Source organism: Umezawaea endophytica (assembly GCF_025061645.1).
Taxonomy (GTDB): domain Bacteria; phylum Actinomycetota; class Actinomycetes; order Mycobacteriales; family Pseudonocardiaceae; genus Umezawaea; species Umezawaea endophytica.
Genome location: NZ_JANYMP010000001.1, coordinates 652,828 through 667,098, shown reverse-complemented (window position 1 = coordinate 667,098; position 14,271 = coordinate 652,828). Strand labels below are relative to the sequence as shown.

Genomic DNA, 14,271 nt, shown 5'->3' with positions numbered 1-14,271 from the left:
GGCGTTGACGTGACCGCCGGACCAGCGCCGCGGGGGGACCGGATCCGCTCCGGCCTCCGCGGGCCGTGGCCGGTGTTCCTGGGACGGCAGCTCGGCCGGTTCGCCGCGTCGATGGTCGTGCTGGCGACGGCCGCGTTCGGGATGGTGCACGCCATCCCCGGCGACCCGGTGCGCAACGCGCTCGGGCTGAACGCGCAGCCCGCCGTGGTGGCCGCCACCCGCCGGACCCTGGGCCTCGACGATCCGCTGTGGACCCAGTACGCGCGGTTCCTGCGCGGCCTGGTGACATGGGACATGGGCGACTCGCTGATCAGCCACGTGCCGGTCGCGCAGGTGATGACGCGCCTGATCCCGGCGACCGTCGGGCTCGCCGCCGCGGCGTTCGTCCTTGCCGTAGTGGTGGCGATCCCGCTCGGCCTGCTCGCCGGGATCGCCACCCGCGACGGGCGGTCGCGCGGTACGCACGTCGCCTTCACCTCGGTGACGGGCGTGTTCTCGGTCGTCCCGGACTTCGTCCTCGGCGTGGGGCTCGTGTTCGTCTTCTCGGTGACGTTCAAGGTCCTCCCGGTCGCGGGCCAGTCCGGGCCGGAGTCGTACGTCCTGCCGGTGATCGCCCTCGCGGCGGGTCCGGCCGCGCTGCTGGCCCGCGTCGTCCGCGTGGAGGCACAACGCGTGCTGGCCGAGGACTACCTGCGGACCGCCAGGTCGAAGCGGCTGCCCGCGCGGCTGGTGTACCTGCGCCACGCGCTGCCCAACCTGCTCACCGCGGCGCTGACCATCAGCGGGCTCGCCCTCTCCTCGCTGCTGGCGGGCACGGTGCTGGTGGAGAGCGTCTTCGCCTGGCCGGGCGTGGGCAACCAGCTCGTGCGATCGGTGCTGTCGAAGGACTTCCCCGTGGTGGAGGCGATGGCGGTCTTCTTCGGGGGGTCGGTGCTGCTGATCAACCTGGCCGTGGACGTGCTGATCGCCGTGGTCGACCCCCGTTCGGTGATCAAGGAGACCTGATGCGACGAAGCACGTCCGGGCGCGCCGCGGTGCTGCGGACCCCGCTCGGGATCAGCACGCTGGTGCTGCTCGTGGCCGTCGTCGGGGTCGCGGTCGTCGCCCCGCTCGTGCTGGGGTCGCGGGCGGAGACCATCGACGTGGCCGCGATGGACCAGGGCATGTCGGCCCAGCACCTCTTCGGCACCGACCCGCTGGGCCGGGACCTCCTGGCCCGAACCCTGGTGGCGACGCGGCTCTCCGTCGTGCTCGCGGTGATCACCACGGTCGTGGCCGCGGTGGTGGGCGTGCTGGCGGGCGCCCTGCCGTTCGTGCTGGGACGGCGGCTGGGACGCCTCCTGGTCGCCACCATCAACCTGAGCGTCGCCTTCCCGAGCCTGCTGCTGGCCCTGTTCCTGGCGATGATCTTCGGTGTGGGGGCGCAGGGGGCGGTCCTGACGCTGGCGCTCGCGATGGCGCCCGGCTTCGCCCGGCTGACCCACAGCACGGCCGCGGCGGTGGCGGGCAGCGACTACATCGCGGCGGCCCGCCTGCTCCGCGTCGGCCGGGCCAGGATCGTCCTGCGGCACATCCTGCCCAACATCGCCGAACCGCTCGTGGTGAACGCGACCACGACGGTCGGCACGGCGCTGCTGTCCCTCTCCGGCCTGTCCTACCTCGGGTTCGGCGTGCAGGCGCCCGACTACGACTGGGGGCGGCTGCTGAGCGACGGCCTCGGCAGCATCTACACCACCCCGGCGGCGGGCCTCCTGCCGTGCGCGGCCATCGTGGTCGCGGGCTTGACGTTCATCCTTGCGGGCGAGGTGGCCACGCAGGTGGTGTCCGGCCGCTCCCGCCGTCGCGGAACGGCGCGGCGGGTCGTCACGGCACCGGTGGCGCCGGTCGCGGAGGACACCGGCCCGGCGGGCGACGTCGTGCTCCGGGTGGAGGACCTGACGGTCACGTTCCCCGACCGGGGCACCAGGCCGGTGCGCGGCGTCTCGTTCGAGGTGCGCGCGGGCGAGGTCGTCGGCGTGGTCGGCGAGTCCGGCTCGGGCAAGAGCCTCACCGCGGCGGCCGTGGGGGCGCTCGTGCCCCACCCCGGCGTGGTCGAGGCGACCCGGCTCGACCTGGCGGGCCGGGACGTCCGGCGGCTCGGCCGCGCCGAGCGCGACCGGGTGCTGGGCACCTCGCTGGCCACGGTCTTCCAGGACCCGATGTCGGCGCTGAACCCCGCCGTCCGGGTGGGCCTCCAGCTCGCCGAGGTGTCGCGGGTGCACCAGGGGCTGTCCCGGCGCGCCGCCGCGGCCAGGGCCGTCGACCGGCTGGCCGCGGTCGACATCCCCTCGCCGGAGCGGCGCGCCCGCGAGTACCCCGGAACCTTCTCGGGCGGCATGCGGCAGCGCGCGATGATCGGCATGAGCCTGATGGCCGAACCGTCCCTGATCATCGCCGACGAACCCACGACCGCGCTGGACGTGACGGTGCAGCAGGGCGTGCTGGCGCTGCTGCGGGACGTCGTCCGGCAGCGGAACGCCGCGCTGCTGTTCATCAGCCACGACATCGCGGTCGTGTCGCGGATCGCGTCGCGCGTCCTGGTGATGTACGCGGGGCAGATCATCGAGGAGCTGCCGGTCTCGGCACTGGTCGACGACGCGGCGCACCCCTACACCCGCGCCCTCGTGGCGAGCATCCCCGACATGGGGATGGACCGGCGGCTGCCGTTGGCCACCATCGACGGACGGCCGCCCGAACCGGACCGCCTGCCCGTCGGCTGCTCGTTCGCGCCGAGGTGCCCGCTGGCCGACGTCGGCTGCGCGGAGCAGGCACCGCCGCTGGTGGCGATCGGCGAGAACCGCCGGGTCGCCTGCTGGAAACCGCCGTCGGACGTCGGCGGCCCCCGTTCCACCGCGGGAGAGGGAGGTCGGGGATGAGCGTCCTCGAACTGCGCGACGTGGTCGTGCGCTTCGGTTCCGGGGCCCACGCGACGACGGCGGTCGACCACGTCGACCTGGTCGTCGACGACCGGTCGGTCGTGGGGCTGGTGGGCGAGTCCGGGTCGGGCAAGTCGACGCTGGCCCGCGCGGTCGTCGGGCTGGCGCCCCTGCGCTCCGGGGAGGTCCTGCTCGACGGGCAGGTCATCAGGTCGGCGGGGAAGCGGCAGGACCGGGCCGTCCGCGACCGGGGCGCGCTCATCCAGATGGTCTTCCAGGACCCGTACTCGTCGCTGGACCCGCGGATGACGGTCGGCGACTCGATCGCCGAGGGCATCGCCGCGGGCCGGAGGCTCCGCGACGCGCGGCGCACGGTCGGCGGGCTGCTCGACCTGGTCCGGTTGAACCCCGACCACGAGCACCTGCTGCCCCGGCAGCTCTCCGGCGGCCAGCGGCAGCGGGTGGCGCTGGCCAGGGCGCTGGCCGCCGACCCCGAGGTGCTGATCGCGGACGAGATCACGTCGGCACTGGACGTCTCGGTCCAGGGCGCCGTGCTCAACCTGCTGCGCGACATCAAGGACGAGACCGGGGTCAGCGTCCTGTTCATCTCGCACAACCTCGCGGTGGTGCGGTACCTGGCGGACCACATCGCGGTGATGGCGGGCGGGTCCGTCGTCGAGTTCGGCGACGCCGTCCAGGTCACCGAACAGCCGCGGAACCCTTACACGCGAACGCTCATCGCGGCGGTACCGACCTTGCTCCGGTAGCTCCGCGCGCGGTGGCTAGAGTCGTGATCATGGTCGACCACGACGCCCTCAGCACGACCCGCGAGGCCTACGACGCCGTTGCCCCGACCTACGCGCGGATGTTCCGCGACGCCCTGCGCGACCGGCCCCTTGACCGCGCGATGCTCGGCGTCTTCGCCGAGGTCGTCGGACCGGGCGGTCGGGTCGCGGACGTGGGCTGCGGACCCGGCGACGTCACGGCCCGGCTGGCCGAACTGGGGTTGGCGGTGTTCGGCGTCGACGCCTCTCCCGCGATGGTCGAGCTGGCGCGGGTGGCCTGTCCGGGGCTGCGGTTCGACGTGGGCACGATGGCCGCGCTGACCACCGCCGACGGCGCGCTGGACGGCGTGCTCTCGCGGTGGTCCATCATCCACACCCCGCCACCGGAGGTCCCGGCGATCCTGGCGGAGTTCCACCGCGTGCTGGCGCCCGGCGGCCACCTCCTGCTGGGCTTCTCGGCCAGCGAGGGGCCGTCCCACCCGACGCAGGTCTTCGACCACGCCGTCGCGCCCGCCTACCGGTGGTCGCCCGACCACCTCGCCGCGCTGCTGCGCGAGGCGGGGCTGGCCGAGGTGGCCCGGATGGTGCGCGAGCCCCAGCCCGACGACCGGCGGCAGTTCCGCGAGGTCCACCTGCTGGCCCGCAAGGACCCGGCTACCGGGTGACGAGGTCGCGGCGCGCGTCGGCGAGTTCCCGCCGGTACGCCTCCACGGTCGTCAGCTTGATCGCCTCGTAGCCCCGGATGACGTCGGGGAGGTTCGCGATCCTGACGACGTGGTGGGCGTTCTCCGGGGACGACGTCGCGAGCGACGCCTCGACGGCCGCGCGGTACTCCGTGACGAGCCCGCGTTCGACCTTCCTGACCCCGGCGTAGCCGAACAGGTCGAACGGCGTGCCCCGGACGTGCCGCAGCGCCGCCAGCAGGCGGAGGACGGGCGTGAACCACGGCCCGAGGCTGATCTTGTCGCGCATGCCCATCGCCCGCAGCACCGGCGGGTGCAGGCGGTAGGAGATCCGGGCGTCCGGCCCGTAGTGCGCCCGGACGGAGTCGAGCACGTCCGGCAGCAGCGAGAGCCGCGCGACCTCGTACTCGTCCTTGTACGCCATGAGCTTGTGCAGGTGGCGGGCGACGGCCTCGGTGACCGCCGTGGAGCCGGGGACCCGCTCGGCCTCCGCGCGGCGCACCCGCCCGACGAACTCGGCGTAGTCCGCGGCGTAGCGGGCGTTCTGGTAGCCGATCAGGTCGGGGACGCGGATCGCGAGCAGCCGGGCCAGTTCGGAGCCCGGCTCGGCGCCGACGACGTCCAGGACGCCTTGGGCCACCGGGGAAACCGGTGGGGACGGGTCGGGTCGCGGTCCGACGGCGGCGTGGAAGGCGTCGGGGTCGGACACGAGCTGCCTGCCCCGGCGGAACGCCTGGACGTTGTTCGCGACCTGGACGCCGTTGAGGTCGATCGCCCGCTCGATCGACTCGGCCGGGATCGGCAGCGCGCCGGACTGGTAGGCCGCGCCGACCAGCAGCAGCGTGGCGTGCTGGTCGCCGCCGAACAGGGCGTTCGAGGCGGCGCGGGCGTCGACGAACACGCTCGCCGCGGCGTCGGTGCCCTCCCGGACGCGGTCGACGAGCGCGGTGAGGTCCGGGTACGCCTTGGTCTTGTCCGACACCATGCCGCCGGTCGGCACCTTCCCGGTGGACACGACGGCGACGGTGCGGCCGGGGTCCGCCGCGCCCAGGTGGGCCGGGTCGGCGGCGACGAGCAGGTCGGCGCCGAGGTACAGGTCGACCTCGCCCGCGGCGGCCTTGTTCGCGCCGTCGAGCGCGTCGCGGCCGATCTTCACGTCGGACACGACGGCCCCGCCCTTCTGCGCGAGACCGGTCTGGTCGAGCGCCTGGACGTGCAGACCGGCGTGCGCGGCGGCGGTGCCGAGGACCTGGGCGACCGTGACGACACCGGTCCCGCCGATGCCGAGGACGCGGGTGGTGTGCCGTCCCGTCGTGCCGCGGAGGACCGGGGGAGGCAGCGAGTCCGCGTCCACAGTGGACGATGGCGGCCTGGTCGGTCCCGCCTTGCCGGGTGTGACGGTCAGGAACGACGGGCAGTCGCCCTTGAGGCAGGAGTAGTCCTTGTTGCAGGAGGACTGGTCGATCCGCGTCTTGCGGCCGAACTCGGTGTCGACCGGCTGGACCGACAGGCAGTTGGACCGCACACCGCAGTCGCCGCAGCCCTCGCACACCCGCTCGTTGACCACCACCCGCTCGGCCGGGTCCGGGGCGAGGCCGCGCTTGCGCTTGCGGCGCAGCTCGGTCGCGCACTCCTGGTCGTGGATGAGCATCGTGACGCCGTCGACCGCGGCGAGTTCCTCCTGCGCCTCGACGAGCCGGTCGCGGTGCCAGACCCGGACGCCGCGCGGGAGGCGGACCCGCCGGTAGGACCGGGGGTCGTCGGTGGTGACGATGATCTTCCGCACGCCCTCGGCGGTCATCGCCCTGGTGATGTCGGCGACGGACATCTGCCCCTCGGCCCGCTGCCCGCCGGTCATGGCGACGGCGGAGTTGTACAGCAGCTTGTAGGTGATGTTCGCGCCGCCCGCGACCGCCGCGCGCACGGCGAGGCTGCCGGAGTGGTGGAACGTGCCGTCGCCGAGGTTCTGGAGCAGGTGCCCGCGTGACAGGAACGGCGCCATCCCCAGCCACTGCGCGCCCTCGCCGCCCATCTGGGTCAGCCCGGTGATGTCGCCGACCAGGGTCGGGCTCATCAGCAGCGCCAGGGCGTGGCAGCCGATGCCCGCGCCCACGAGCGACCCCTCCGGCGTCTTGGTCGAGCTGTTGTGCGGGCACCCCGAGCAGAAGTACGGCGTGCGGACCGCGAGCGGCAGCGGGACGCGGGACGACGGCGGGCGCCGGGCGGCGCGCCAGGCCGTGACGGTCGGCGCGTCGCCGTGGGCCAGAATCCGGGCGGCGAGCGCGGTCGCGATGGCGTCCGGGCCGAGTTCCCCTTGCGCGGCCAGCAGTTCACCGCCGTCCGGGGACTTCTTGCCGGTCACGACCGGCGCGTCGGGCCTGCCGTACAGCAGGTCCTTGAGCGCGGCCTCGATGAAGGACCGCTTCTCCTCGACGACGACGATCTCGGCGAGCCCGTCGGCGAACCGGGTGACGACGGTCGGCTCCAGCGGGTGGATCATCCCGAGCTTCAGCAGCCTGATGCCGCGGGCGACGAGTTCGCCCTCGTCCAGTCCGAGCATTCGCAGGCCCTGGCGCACGTCGGCGTAGCTCTTGCCCGCGGCCACGATCCCGATCCGCGCGGCGGAGGTGGCGCCGGTGATGGTGTTCAGGTGGTTGAGCGCGGCGTAGCGGAGGGCGAGTTCCAGTCGCGGCCCGTTGCGGCTGCGTTCGAGCGCCAGGAGGGTGGGTCCGGCCAGCTTCGCGGTGACCGTGTGCGCGAACGGCCGCCCGTCCACCTCCGTGCCGGGCATCCGGCGGGTCAGTCGCCCCGGATCGACGTCGACCGTGCCGGAGCCGTCTGCCACGTTGGTGACGATCTTCAGCGCCGTCCACAGCCCGCTGGCGCGCGACATCGCGACCGCGTGCAGGCCGAGGTCGAGGACCTCCTGCGGGTCCGCCGGGTAGAGCGTCGGGAAACCCAGGTCGGCGAGCAGCATCTCCGACGCCCCCGGAACGGTGGAGGACTTCGCGCTGGGGTCGTCCCCGACGAACGCGACGGCCCCGCCGGAGTGGTGGGTGCCGCACAGGTTGGCGTGCCGCAGCGCGTCGGCGGCGCGGTCGGCACCGGGCGACTTGCCGTACCAGAAGCCGGTGACGCCCTCGACGACCTTGTCGTCCATCGTCGCGGCGAGCTGGGTGCCCGCCACGGCGGTCGCGGCGAGTTCCTCGTTGACCGCCGGGCGGAAGACGACGCGGTGCTCGTCGAGCAGCGCGGAGTGCTTGTGGAGTTCGAGGTCGTAACCACCGAGGGGAGAGCCCTCGTAGCCGGAGATGAACAGCGCGGAGTCGTGGCCCGCCAGCTCGTCGGCCCGCCGCACGTCCAGCGCCAGCCGGGCGAGCGCGTGGACACCGGTCATGTGCACGACGCCCTCGGTCGCCAGGTAGCGCTGGTCGAGCGAGGTCATCACGGCTCCTTGCGCGCTGTGGCCAGGCCGCTGACGTGCACGTAGCGCGTCCCGTCCGCGAGCCGGTAGAACACCACCGGCAGCCACCCCGGCCTGCCGGGGAACCGGGTGAGGAACGCGTCGGGCCCGAAGGGGACCAGCGGGCCTTCGAGCTGGTCCGTGCCGAGCGAGGTGGCGACCACACCGCTGGGCCGGGCGATGAGCACGGCACCGTCGGCGCGGTCCTCCACGACGCACGCCATGGAGGGCCGGTCGTAGCTGCCCGCGATGTCGGCCGACGTGGCGGGCAGCGGTTCCGCCGGTGGCCGCGGAGGCGGTGGCACGGTGACGTTCGCGTGGTCGGCCAGCAGTTCGGTGAACAGGTCCTGGTAGAGCTGCTCGGCGTCGCCACCGGTGGTGAGCAGCGCGACGACCACCGGCACCGGTCCGGGGACGATCCGCAGGAACGCGTGCTGCCCGAGCGTCGACCCGTCGTGGCCGTACACCGGCGTGCCCCAGTCGAACAGCATCCAGCCGAGCCCGACGTGCGAGCCGGACGTCCACGGCTCGGGGATCGCCACCTCGGCGCGGCGCATGGCCGCCGCCGAGTCGGCCGACAGCAGCCGCCGCCCGGTGGCGGTGACGCCGTCGGCGAGGTGGAGCCGGGCGAACGCCAGCAGGTCCGCCGCGCGGGCGTGGATCAGCCCGGCGGGGCCGATGCACCGGGGCAGCCCCCACTGCGGCGTGACCTCGCCGCCGATGTGGCCGACGGCCGCGCCCCACAGCAGCGCCTCCTCCGGGAGGGTGCCCGCCGCGTCCAGGCCGAGCGGGTCGAGGAGGTGTTCGCGCAGCACCTCGTCCCACGTCGCCCCGCGCAGCACCTCGACGAGCCTGCCGAGCAGGGAGAACCCGGCGTTGCTGTAGCTCATCGTCGCGCCGAGCGGGTGGCTCGCGGCGAGGTCGGCCATCTCGGTGACGAAGCGGGAGAGGTTGTCGTCGCCGCGGCCGGTGTAGGGGAAGAAGTCCCCGGCGATGCCGCTGGTGTGGTTGAGGAGGTGGCGGGCCGTCACCGACGCCGTGGTCTCCTCGTCCAGGACGCGGAAGTCGGGCAGGTAGGTGACGAGCGGCGCGTCGAGGTCGAGCAGCCCCTCGTCCACGAGCTGCATCGCCAGCGTGGTGGTCCAGATCTTGGTGATGCTGCCGATCTGGAACACGCTGTCCGCGGTGGCGGGCGCGCCGGTCCGCAGGTTCAGCACACCGGACGCGGCCACGGCGGTGTCGTCGCCGACGGCGACGGCGAGGCCGGCCCCGACGACGTGGTGCCGGTCGGCGAGAGCGGTGAGCCGGTCCTGCAACGCGAGCTGGTCCATCACGCCTCCGGGAGGAAGATTCCGACGGTGTCGACGACGATCCGGGCGACGGCGCCGTCCGGATCGAGTTCCGCGGTGACGCCCACACCCGGCATGGTGGGGCAGCGGAACGCGGTCCCGCCCGCACCGGTGAGGACGAGGTCACCCAGGACGGCGGAGGACGCGACGAGCCCGGCGCCCCGGCCGCGGACCACCAGCGTCATCGGCCCCATCCGGTAGGTGCCGACCATCGCGGTCAGCAGGTCGGCGGGCACGGGCTCGGGCAGGCGGTCGAAGATCGCCGGACCGACCGCGGGCTCGGTCGCGACGACGAGCCCGGTGACGGCGCCGTCCAGGTCCTGGGTGAAGACGAGCGGGCAGGTGACCTCGTCCTCGACGAACACCAGGTCCCACGCGTCGTGGCCGCGGTGGTCCAGCCGCACCCGGTCCCCGGCGTCGTGGAAGTCGGGGACGAGCCCGTCGCCCTCGGCGCGGATGACGAGGTCGCCGTAGGCGGGGTGGGTGTAGGTGCCGGTGAACCCGGTCAGCGGGCGCGACGGGGGAGCGGCGGACGCCCTGGCCCGGTGGTGCTCGCGGGCCTCGTCGTGACCGGTGTGCACGGCGGTCTGCACCGAGTGGATCCTCTTGCCCCAGTGGGCGTCGGCGTGCCCGTGCAGCGCGTCGATGATCGAGTACACCAGTGGCAGGCGCAGGTAGCTGCTGTCCAGGTTGGTGAGCACGGCGACGCCGATGCCCGAGGCGGGGACCACGCACACGTCGGAGGAGTAGCCGAGCGTGTTGCCGCCGTGGTGGACGATCCGCGTGCCGCGGTAGCTCTCGACCTGGCAGCCGAGCGCGTAGCCGAGCGAGGTGATCTCGTCGAAGAGGTCGGTGGTGATCCCGCCGAGCATCGCCGGGCGGTGCAGTTGCTCCACGGCGGACGCGGGCAGCACGTCGGGGCGGTGGCCGAGCCGGGCCAGCAGCCACCGGGCGAGGTCGGCCGCGGTGGACACGAGACCGCCCGCGGGCCCGGCCTTGCGCGCGGTCGTCCGGGCGGGCAGCGCCTGCCGGGCGAAACCCGCGCGGGTCGCCTTGTAGGGCAACGCCAGCAGGTCGACCACCTCGTCCTGCACCGCGAACCCGGTGCCGGTCATGCCGAGCGGGGTCAGCAGCAGCGACCGCACCGCGTCGGGCCACGGCGTGCCGGTCACCACCTCGGTCAGGTGCCCGGCGGCGATGTAGCACAGGTTGTTGTAGTCCCAGGCGGTCCGCACCGGTCGGCTCGACGGCAGGTGCCGGAGCCCGCGGGTGGTCTCCTCCAACGACATCGGGGTGTCGCCGAACCACACGAGGTCGTGGCGGGGGAGTCCGGTGCGGTGGCTGAGCAGGTCGCGCGGGGTGACGAGGTCGGTGGCGTGCGGGTCGTGCATCGCGAACCACGGCACCACCTCGCGGACCGGCGCGTCCAGGTCGAGCAGCCCGCCGTCCGCGAGCAGGCAGGTCACGGCGGCGGTGAACGCCTTGGTGTCGGACGCGATCGGGAAGTGCGTGCCCGCCCCGACGGGTTCACCGGTGTCGAGGTCGGCGTGGCCGAACCCCTCGCACAGCACCACGTCGCCGTCCAGCACCACGGCGACGGCGACACCGGGGACGCCGAACCGCGCCTGCTCGGTCGTGATGACGTCGCGCAGCTCGTCGATCATCGGGCGCTCCCACCAGCGGTTCGGGTCATGTCGGCAAGCTATCCGCGGGGCGGTGGCGCCGTCCTCGTGCGCGAGCGCAACCCCGGCGGCGGTGCTTGGTGGAGCGCCACCAACCGCCCTGACCGGATGAGCGTGCCGCCCGCCGAGGTGGTTTGCTCCGTGCCAAAGCGCCGCGCCGCGGCCGGGAGGAGGGGCCTGTGCCATCCGTGCGCGACCTGGTGACGCGGCTCGGACCCGAGCTGATCACCGCGCCGGTCGGGCCGTCCGACCTGGCCGTCGAGTTCACGTCGGTGGTCGTCCACGACCCGCTGGACGTGCCCGCGTTCGAGTCCGGCGACCTGGTGCTCGCCGTCGGCGTGGCCGCGGCGTCGCCGTTGGCGCTGCGGCTGGCGGCGGCCGGGCCCGCGGCGCTGCTGCTGCGCCACGACGGCCCGCTGGGGCAGGCGCTGCTGGCGGAGGCGCTCAGCGCGGGCGTGGCCCTGCTCGTCGTGCCCAGCGGGTGCAACTGGTCGCACCTGCACAGCATCGCCGCGTCGTTGCCCGGTCGGATGCCGCCGGTCCGCGCCGACTCGGTGTCCGGATCGGAGTTGATCAGCGACCTGTTCGTGGTCGCCAACGCGCTCGCCGACGCGCTCTGCGCGCCGGTCACCATCGAGGACAACCAGTCGCGGCTGCTCGCGTACTCCGCGCTGCACGAGGTGGCGGACGTGGCCAGGTCCGCGACGATCCTCGGCCACCGGGTGCCCGACGCTTTCCTCAAGCAGGTGCGCCGCCTCGGCGTCGTCAAGCGGCTGCTGACCGAGACCGAGCCCTTCTTCCTGGTCTCGACCACACCCGGCATCAGCTCCCGCACGGTGGTCCCGCTGCGCGCGCACGGTGAGCTGCTCGGCTCGATCTGGGCCGTCACGGACACCCCGCTCGACGCGCCGCGCACGGCGGCGCTGGCCGAGGCGGCGCAGAACATCGCCGTCCGGCTGGCCCACCACCGGCTCACCACCGACCTCCAGCACCAGCACCAGACCGCGACCATGGGGCTGCTCCTGCGAGGCGGGGAGTCCGCGGTGGAAACGGGCCACCGGCTGGGGATGACCGGTCCCGGCTACCGGCTGGCGGCCGTCACGGCCACCCGCGCGGACGGCCGCCGCGACGACCGGCTGCTCGACCAGTGCGCGACCGCGCTGGTCCGCCAGCTCTCACTCGCCCGCGCGGTCGGCGCGACCGCGCGCATCGAGGACACCGTGTACGGGGTGGTGCCCGGACCCGCTGATCCCGTCGTGAGCCTGCGGGAGCTGCGCGGCCTGCTGCTGTCCGCCCGGACCGCGGCGCGCCCGGACTCCCCGGACCTGGTCACCATCGGGATGAGCGGTCCGGTGTCGACGCTCGCCGACCTCAACGAGGCCAAGGAGGAGGCCGACCAGGTGGTGCGGGTCCTGTGCGGCGCCCGCTCCCACGACGGCTGCGCGGAGGTGGGGGAGGTCGGGCTGGCGGTCAGCGTGCTGCGGCTGGCCGACCTGGAGTCGGCCAGGCGGGCCGGGCAGCGCAGCGTGCTCGACGACATCGACGACCACGACGTCGCGCACGCCGCCGACTACGGCCGGACGCTGCGCGTCTACCTGTCGTCCTTCGGCGACCCGACCGTGGCGTCGAAAGCCCTGAACGTGCACACCAACACCCTGCGCTACCGGCTGCGCCGCCTGCACGAGATCTTCGGGCTCGACCTCACCGACGCGGACACCCGGTTCGCGCTGATGGTGGACATCCGGCTCAAGGCGCACCCGCCGGACCGGGGCTGACGGGTCAGCGCCCGCGCCGCAGCCGCCTGCCGGGGCGGGCCGGGAGGGCTTCGCCGTTCGCGAGCACCGGTTCGCCGTTGACCAGGACGTGGACCATCCCGGTCGCGTACCGGCGGGGGTCGTCGTAGCGGGCGGTGTCGCGGACCTCCGCTGGGTCGAACGCGATCAGGTCGGCGAACGCGCCGGGGGCGATCCGGCCGCGGTCGGTCAGCCGCAGCGCGTCGGCGGGCAGCGAGGTCATCTTGCGGATCGCCTCGGCGAGCGGGAACAGGCCCAGGTCGCGGCTGTAGTGGCCGAGGACCCTGGCGAAGCTGCCGTAGGCGCGCGGGTGGGTCAGGTCGTCGGACGACGAGCCCGGTCCGACGGCCTCCGCGTCGGAGCAGATCGACACCCACGGCTGGGCGAGGCCGAGCCGGACGCCGTCCTCGGACATGACGAAGTAGCAGACCTGGAGGTTCGGTTCGGCGCGCACGACGTCCAGCAGCGCCGCCGCCGGGTGGGTGGCGCCGAGCGCCGCGGCCACGTCGACCAGCGTGCGACCGGCGGCGGGAGTGCCGTCGGCGAGGTCTGCCAGGAAAACGATGCCCCGCCCCTGCTCGGCGCCGAAGTACAGGTTCTCGAAGTCGCCGTCGGCGGAGTCCAGTTCCGCGACGATCTCCGCGCGGACGGCCGGGTCGGACAGCCGGGCCAGCAGCGCCGCCGTTCCGCCCGCGTGGTGGCGAGGGGGGATCGCCGCCGCGAGGTCGGTGCAGGCGGCGACGTACGGGTACATGTCCGCGCCGACCTGCTGGCCGGTCGCGCGGACCGACTCGATCACCTCGATCGCCACCCGCATCTTGTGGTGGTTCCGTGTTCCGGCCGCCTTCAGGTGGTAGACCTGCGCCCGGCACGCCGCGTCCCGGCCGATGGTGATCAGCTCGTCGAGCGCTTCGAGGAACCGGTCGCCCTCCGACCTCAGGTGGGAGATGTAGAGGCCGTCGTGCCTGCCCACCACGGCGCACAACCGGGTCAGCTCCGCCGTCGTCGCGTAGTTCTCCGGCGCGTAGATCAGCGCGGTCGCGATGCCCAGCGCCCCGGCGGCCATCTCCTCGTCGACGAGCGCGCACAGCGAGTCCAGCTCGTCGTCGGTCAGCGGCCGGTCGTCGGCGCCCGCCGCCAGCGCGCGCAGGTTCTGCCCGCCGAGGAACGAGGCGACGTTGACGCTGGTCCCGAGGGCTTCGACGTGGTCGAGCCCGTCGGAGAGCCGGGGGAAGTCCAGCCGGGCGCCCTCGCGCACGGGCACGACGTCCAGCAGCGCCGGGCTCGACGGGCCGAGGGACACCGCCTCGCCGAACACCTCCGTCGTCACCCCCTGCACCAGGTCCGACAGGCAGCTCCCGTCGAGCTGGATCGTCTGCCAGGCGTGGCTGAGCACGTTGATCAGGCCCGGTGCGACGACCAGCCCGGTCGCGTCGACCTCGGGGCACCCCGCGGCCGGGACGTCCCCGACGGCCGCGATCCGGTCCCCGGCGATCCCCACGTCGGCGCGGCGCGGCTCGCCGCCGAGGCCGTCGTGGACGAGGCCGCCGCGGATCACCCTGGTGAGGGCCTGTTCGGTGGTCATGCGCGCTCCTCGGTGG

The 14,271-nt window shown here is 74.0% G+C and carries 9 protein-coding genes; 5 read left to right on the top strand and 4 right to left on the bottom strand.

Annotated features, from left to right (window positions below; genetic code table 11):
- Positions 1-9 precede the first annotated feature (9 nt).
- The 4 genes from NZH93_RS02590 to NZH93_RS02575 are packed head-to-tail and all read left to right on the top strand — an operon-like array spanning position 10 to position 4,365.
- Complete coding sequence (locus NZH93_RS02590; RefSeq protein ID WP_259621233.1) at positions 10-1,005, top strand: ABC transporter permease; 996 nt, start codon at positions 10-12, stop codon at positions 1,003-1,005.
- A complete protein-coding gene (locus NZH93_RS02585) occupies positions 1,005-2,915 on the top strand; it encodes a dipeptide/oligopeptide/nickel ABC transporter permease/ATP-binding protein (RefSeq protein WP_259621232.1) in 1,911 nt (636 codons plus the stop codon). The genes NZH93_RS02590 and NZH93_RS02585 overlap by 1 nt, the downstream gene beginning before the upstream one ends.
- Positions 2,912-3,682 (top strand): ATP-binding cassette domain-containing protein, encoded by a 771-nt coding sequence (locus NZH93_RS02580; RefSeq protein ID WP_308214157.1) that lies wholly within the window; start codon positions 2,912-2,914, stop codon positions 3,680-3,682. Before NZH93_RS02585 ends, NZH93_RS02580 begins: the two co-directional genes overlap by 4 nt.
- A 29-nt stretch (positions 3,683-3,711) precedes the next feature.
- Positions 3,712-4,365, top strand: a complete 654-nt coding sequence (locus NZH93_RS02575; protein WP_259621231.1) for a class I SAM-dependent methyltransferase — start codon at positions 3,712-3,714, stop codon at positions 4,363-4,365.
- Here NZH93_RS02575 and NZH93_RS02570 read toward each other — a convergent pair.
- The 3 genes from NZH93_RS02570 to NZH93_RS02560 are packed head-to-tail and all read right to left on the bottom strand — an operon-like array spanning position 4,355 to position 10,859.
- On the bottom strand, positions 4,355-7,828 hold the full coding sequence (locus tag NZH93_RS02570) for an indolepyruvate ferredoxin oxidoreductase family protein (RefSeq protein ID WP_259621230.1): 3,474 nt from the start codon (positions 7,826-7,828) through the stop codon (positions 4,355-4,357). The two genes, NZH93_RS02575 and NZH93_RS02570, sit on opposite strands and share 11 nt — an antisense overlap.
- Positions 7,828-9,177 carry a serine hydrolase domain-containing protein gene (locus NZH93_RS02565; protein ID WP_259621229.1) on the bottom strand — a complete coding sequence of 450 codons (1,350 nt, stop codon included), beginning with the start codon at positions 9,175-9,177 and terminating at the stop codon, positions 7,828-7,830. Before NZH93_RS02565 ends, NZH93_RS02570 begins: the two co-directional genes overlap by 1 nt.
- Positions 9,177-10,859, bottom strand: coding sequence for a serine hydrolase (locus NZH93_RS02560; protein WP_259621228.1), 1,683 nt, complete (start codon positions 10,857-10,859; stop codon positions 9,177-9,179). The genes NZH93_RS02565 and NZH93_RS02560 overlap by 1 nt, the downstream gene beginning before the upstream one ends.
- Before the next feature lie 197 nt (positions 10,860-11,056).
- Between NZH93_RS02560 and NZH93_RS50490 the strand changes: the two genes are divergently transcribed.
- Entirely contained in the window at positions 11,057-12,652 is a 1,596-nt protein-coding gene (locus NZH93_RS50490; RefSeq protein WP_259621227.1) for a PucR family transcriptional regulator, read from the top strand.
- 4 nt (positions 12,653-12,656) lie between these two features.
- Here the strand turns inward: NZH93_RS50490 and NZH93_RS02550 are convergent, their stop codons facing one another.
- Positions 12,657-14,255 (bottom strand): N-acyl-D-amino-acid deacylase family protein, encoded by a 1,599-nt coding sequence (locus NZH93_RS02550; protein ID WP_259621226.1) that lies wholly within the window; start codon positions 14,253-14,255, stop codon positions 12,657-12,659.
- Between the last annotated feature and the right edge of the window lie 16 nt (positions 14,256-14,271).

Excerpts from the sequence above, each read along its gene's own strand:
- NZH93_RS02585 (WP_259621232.1), top strand. The coding sequence starts at position 1,005 with ATGCGACGAAGCACGTCCGGGCGCGCCGCGGTGCTGCGGACCCCGCTC.
- NZH93_RS02550 (WP_259621226.1), bottom strand. The coding sequence starts at position 14,255 with ATGACCACCGAACAGGCCCTCACCAGGGTGATCCGCGGCGGCCTCGTC.
- NZH93_RS02580 (WP_308214157.1), top strand. The coding sequence starts at position 2,912 with ATGAGCGTCCTCGAACTGCGCGACGTGGTCGTGCGCTTCGGTTCCGGG.
- NZH93_RS02560 (WP_259621228.1), bottom strand. The coding sequence starts at position 10,859 with ATGATCGACGAGCTGCGCGACGTCATCACGACCGAGCAGGCGCGGTTC.
- NZH93_RS02570 (WP_259621230.1), bottom strand. The coding sequence starts at position 7,828 with ATGACCTCGCTCGACCAGCGCTACCTGGCGACCGAGGGCGTCGTGCAC.
- NZH93_RS02565 (WP_259621229.1), bottom strand. The coding sequence starts at position 9,177 with ATGGACCAGCTCGCGTTGCAGGACCGGCTCACCGCTCTCGCCGACCGG.
- NZH93_RS02575 (WP_259621231.1), top strand. The coding sequence starts at position 3,712 with ATGGTCGACCACGACGCCCTCAGCACGACCCGCGAGGCCTACGACGCC.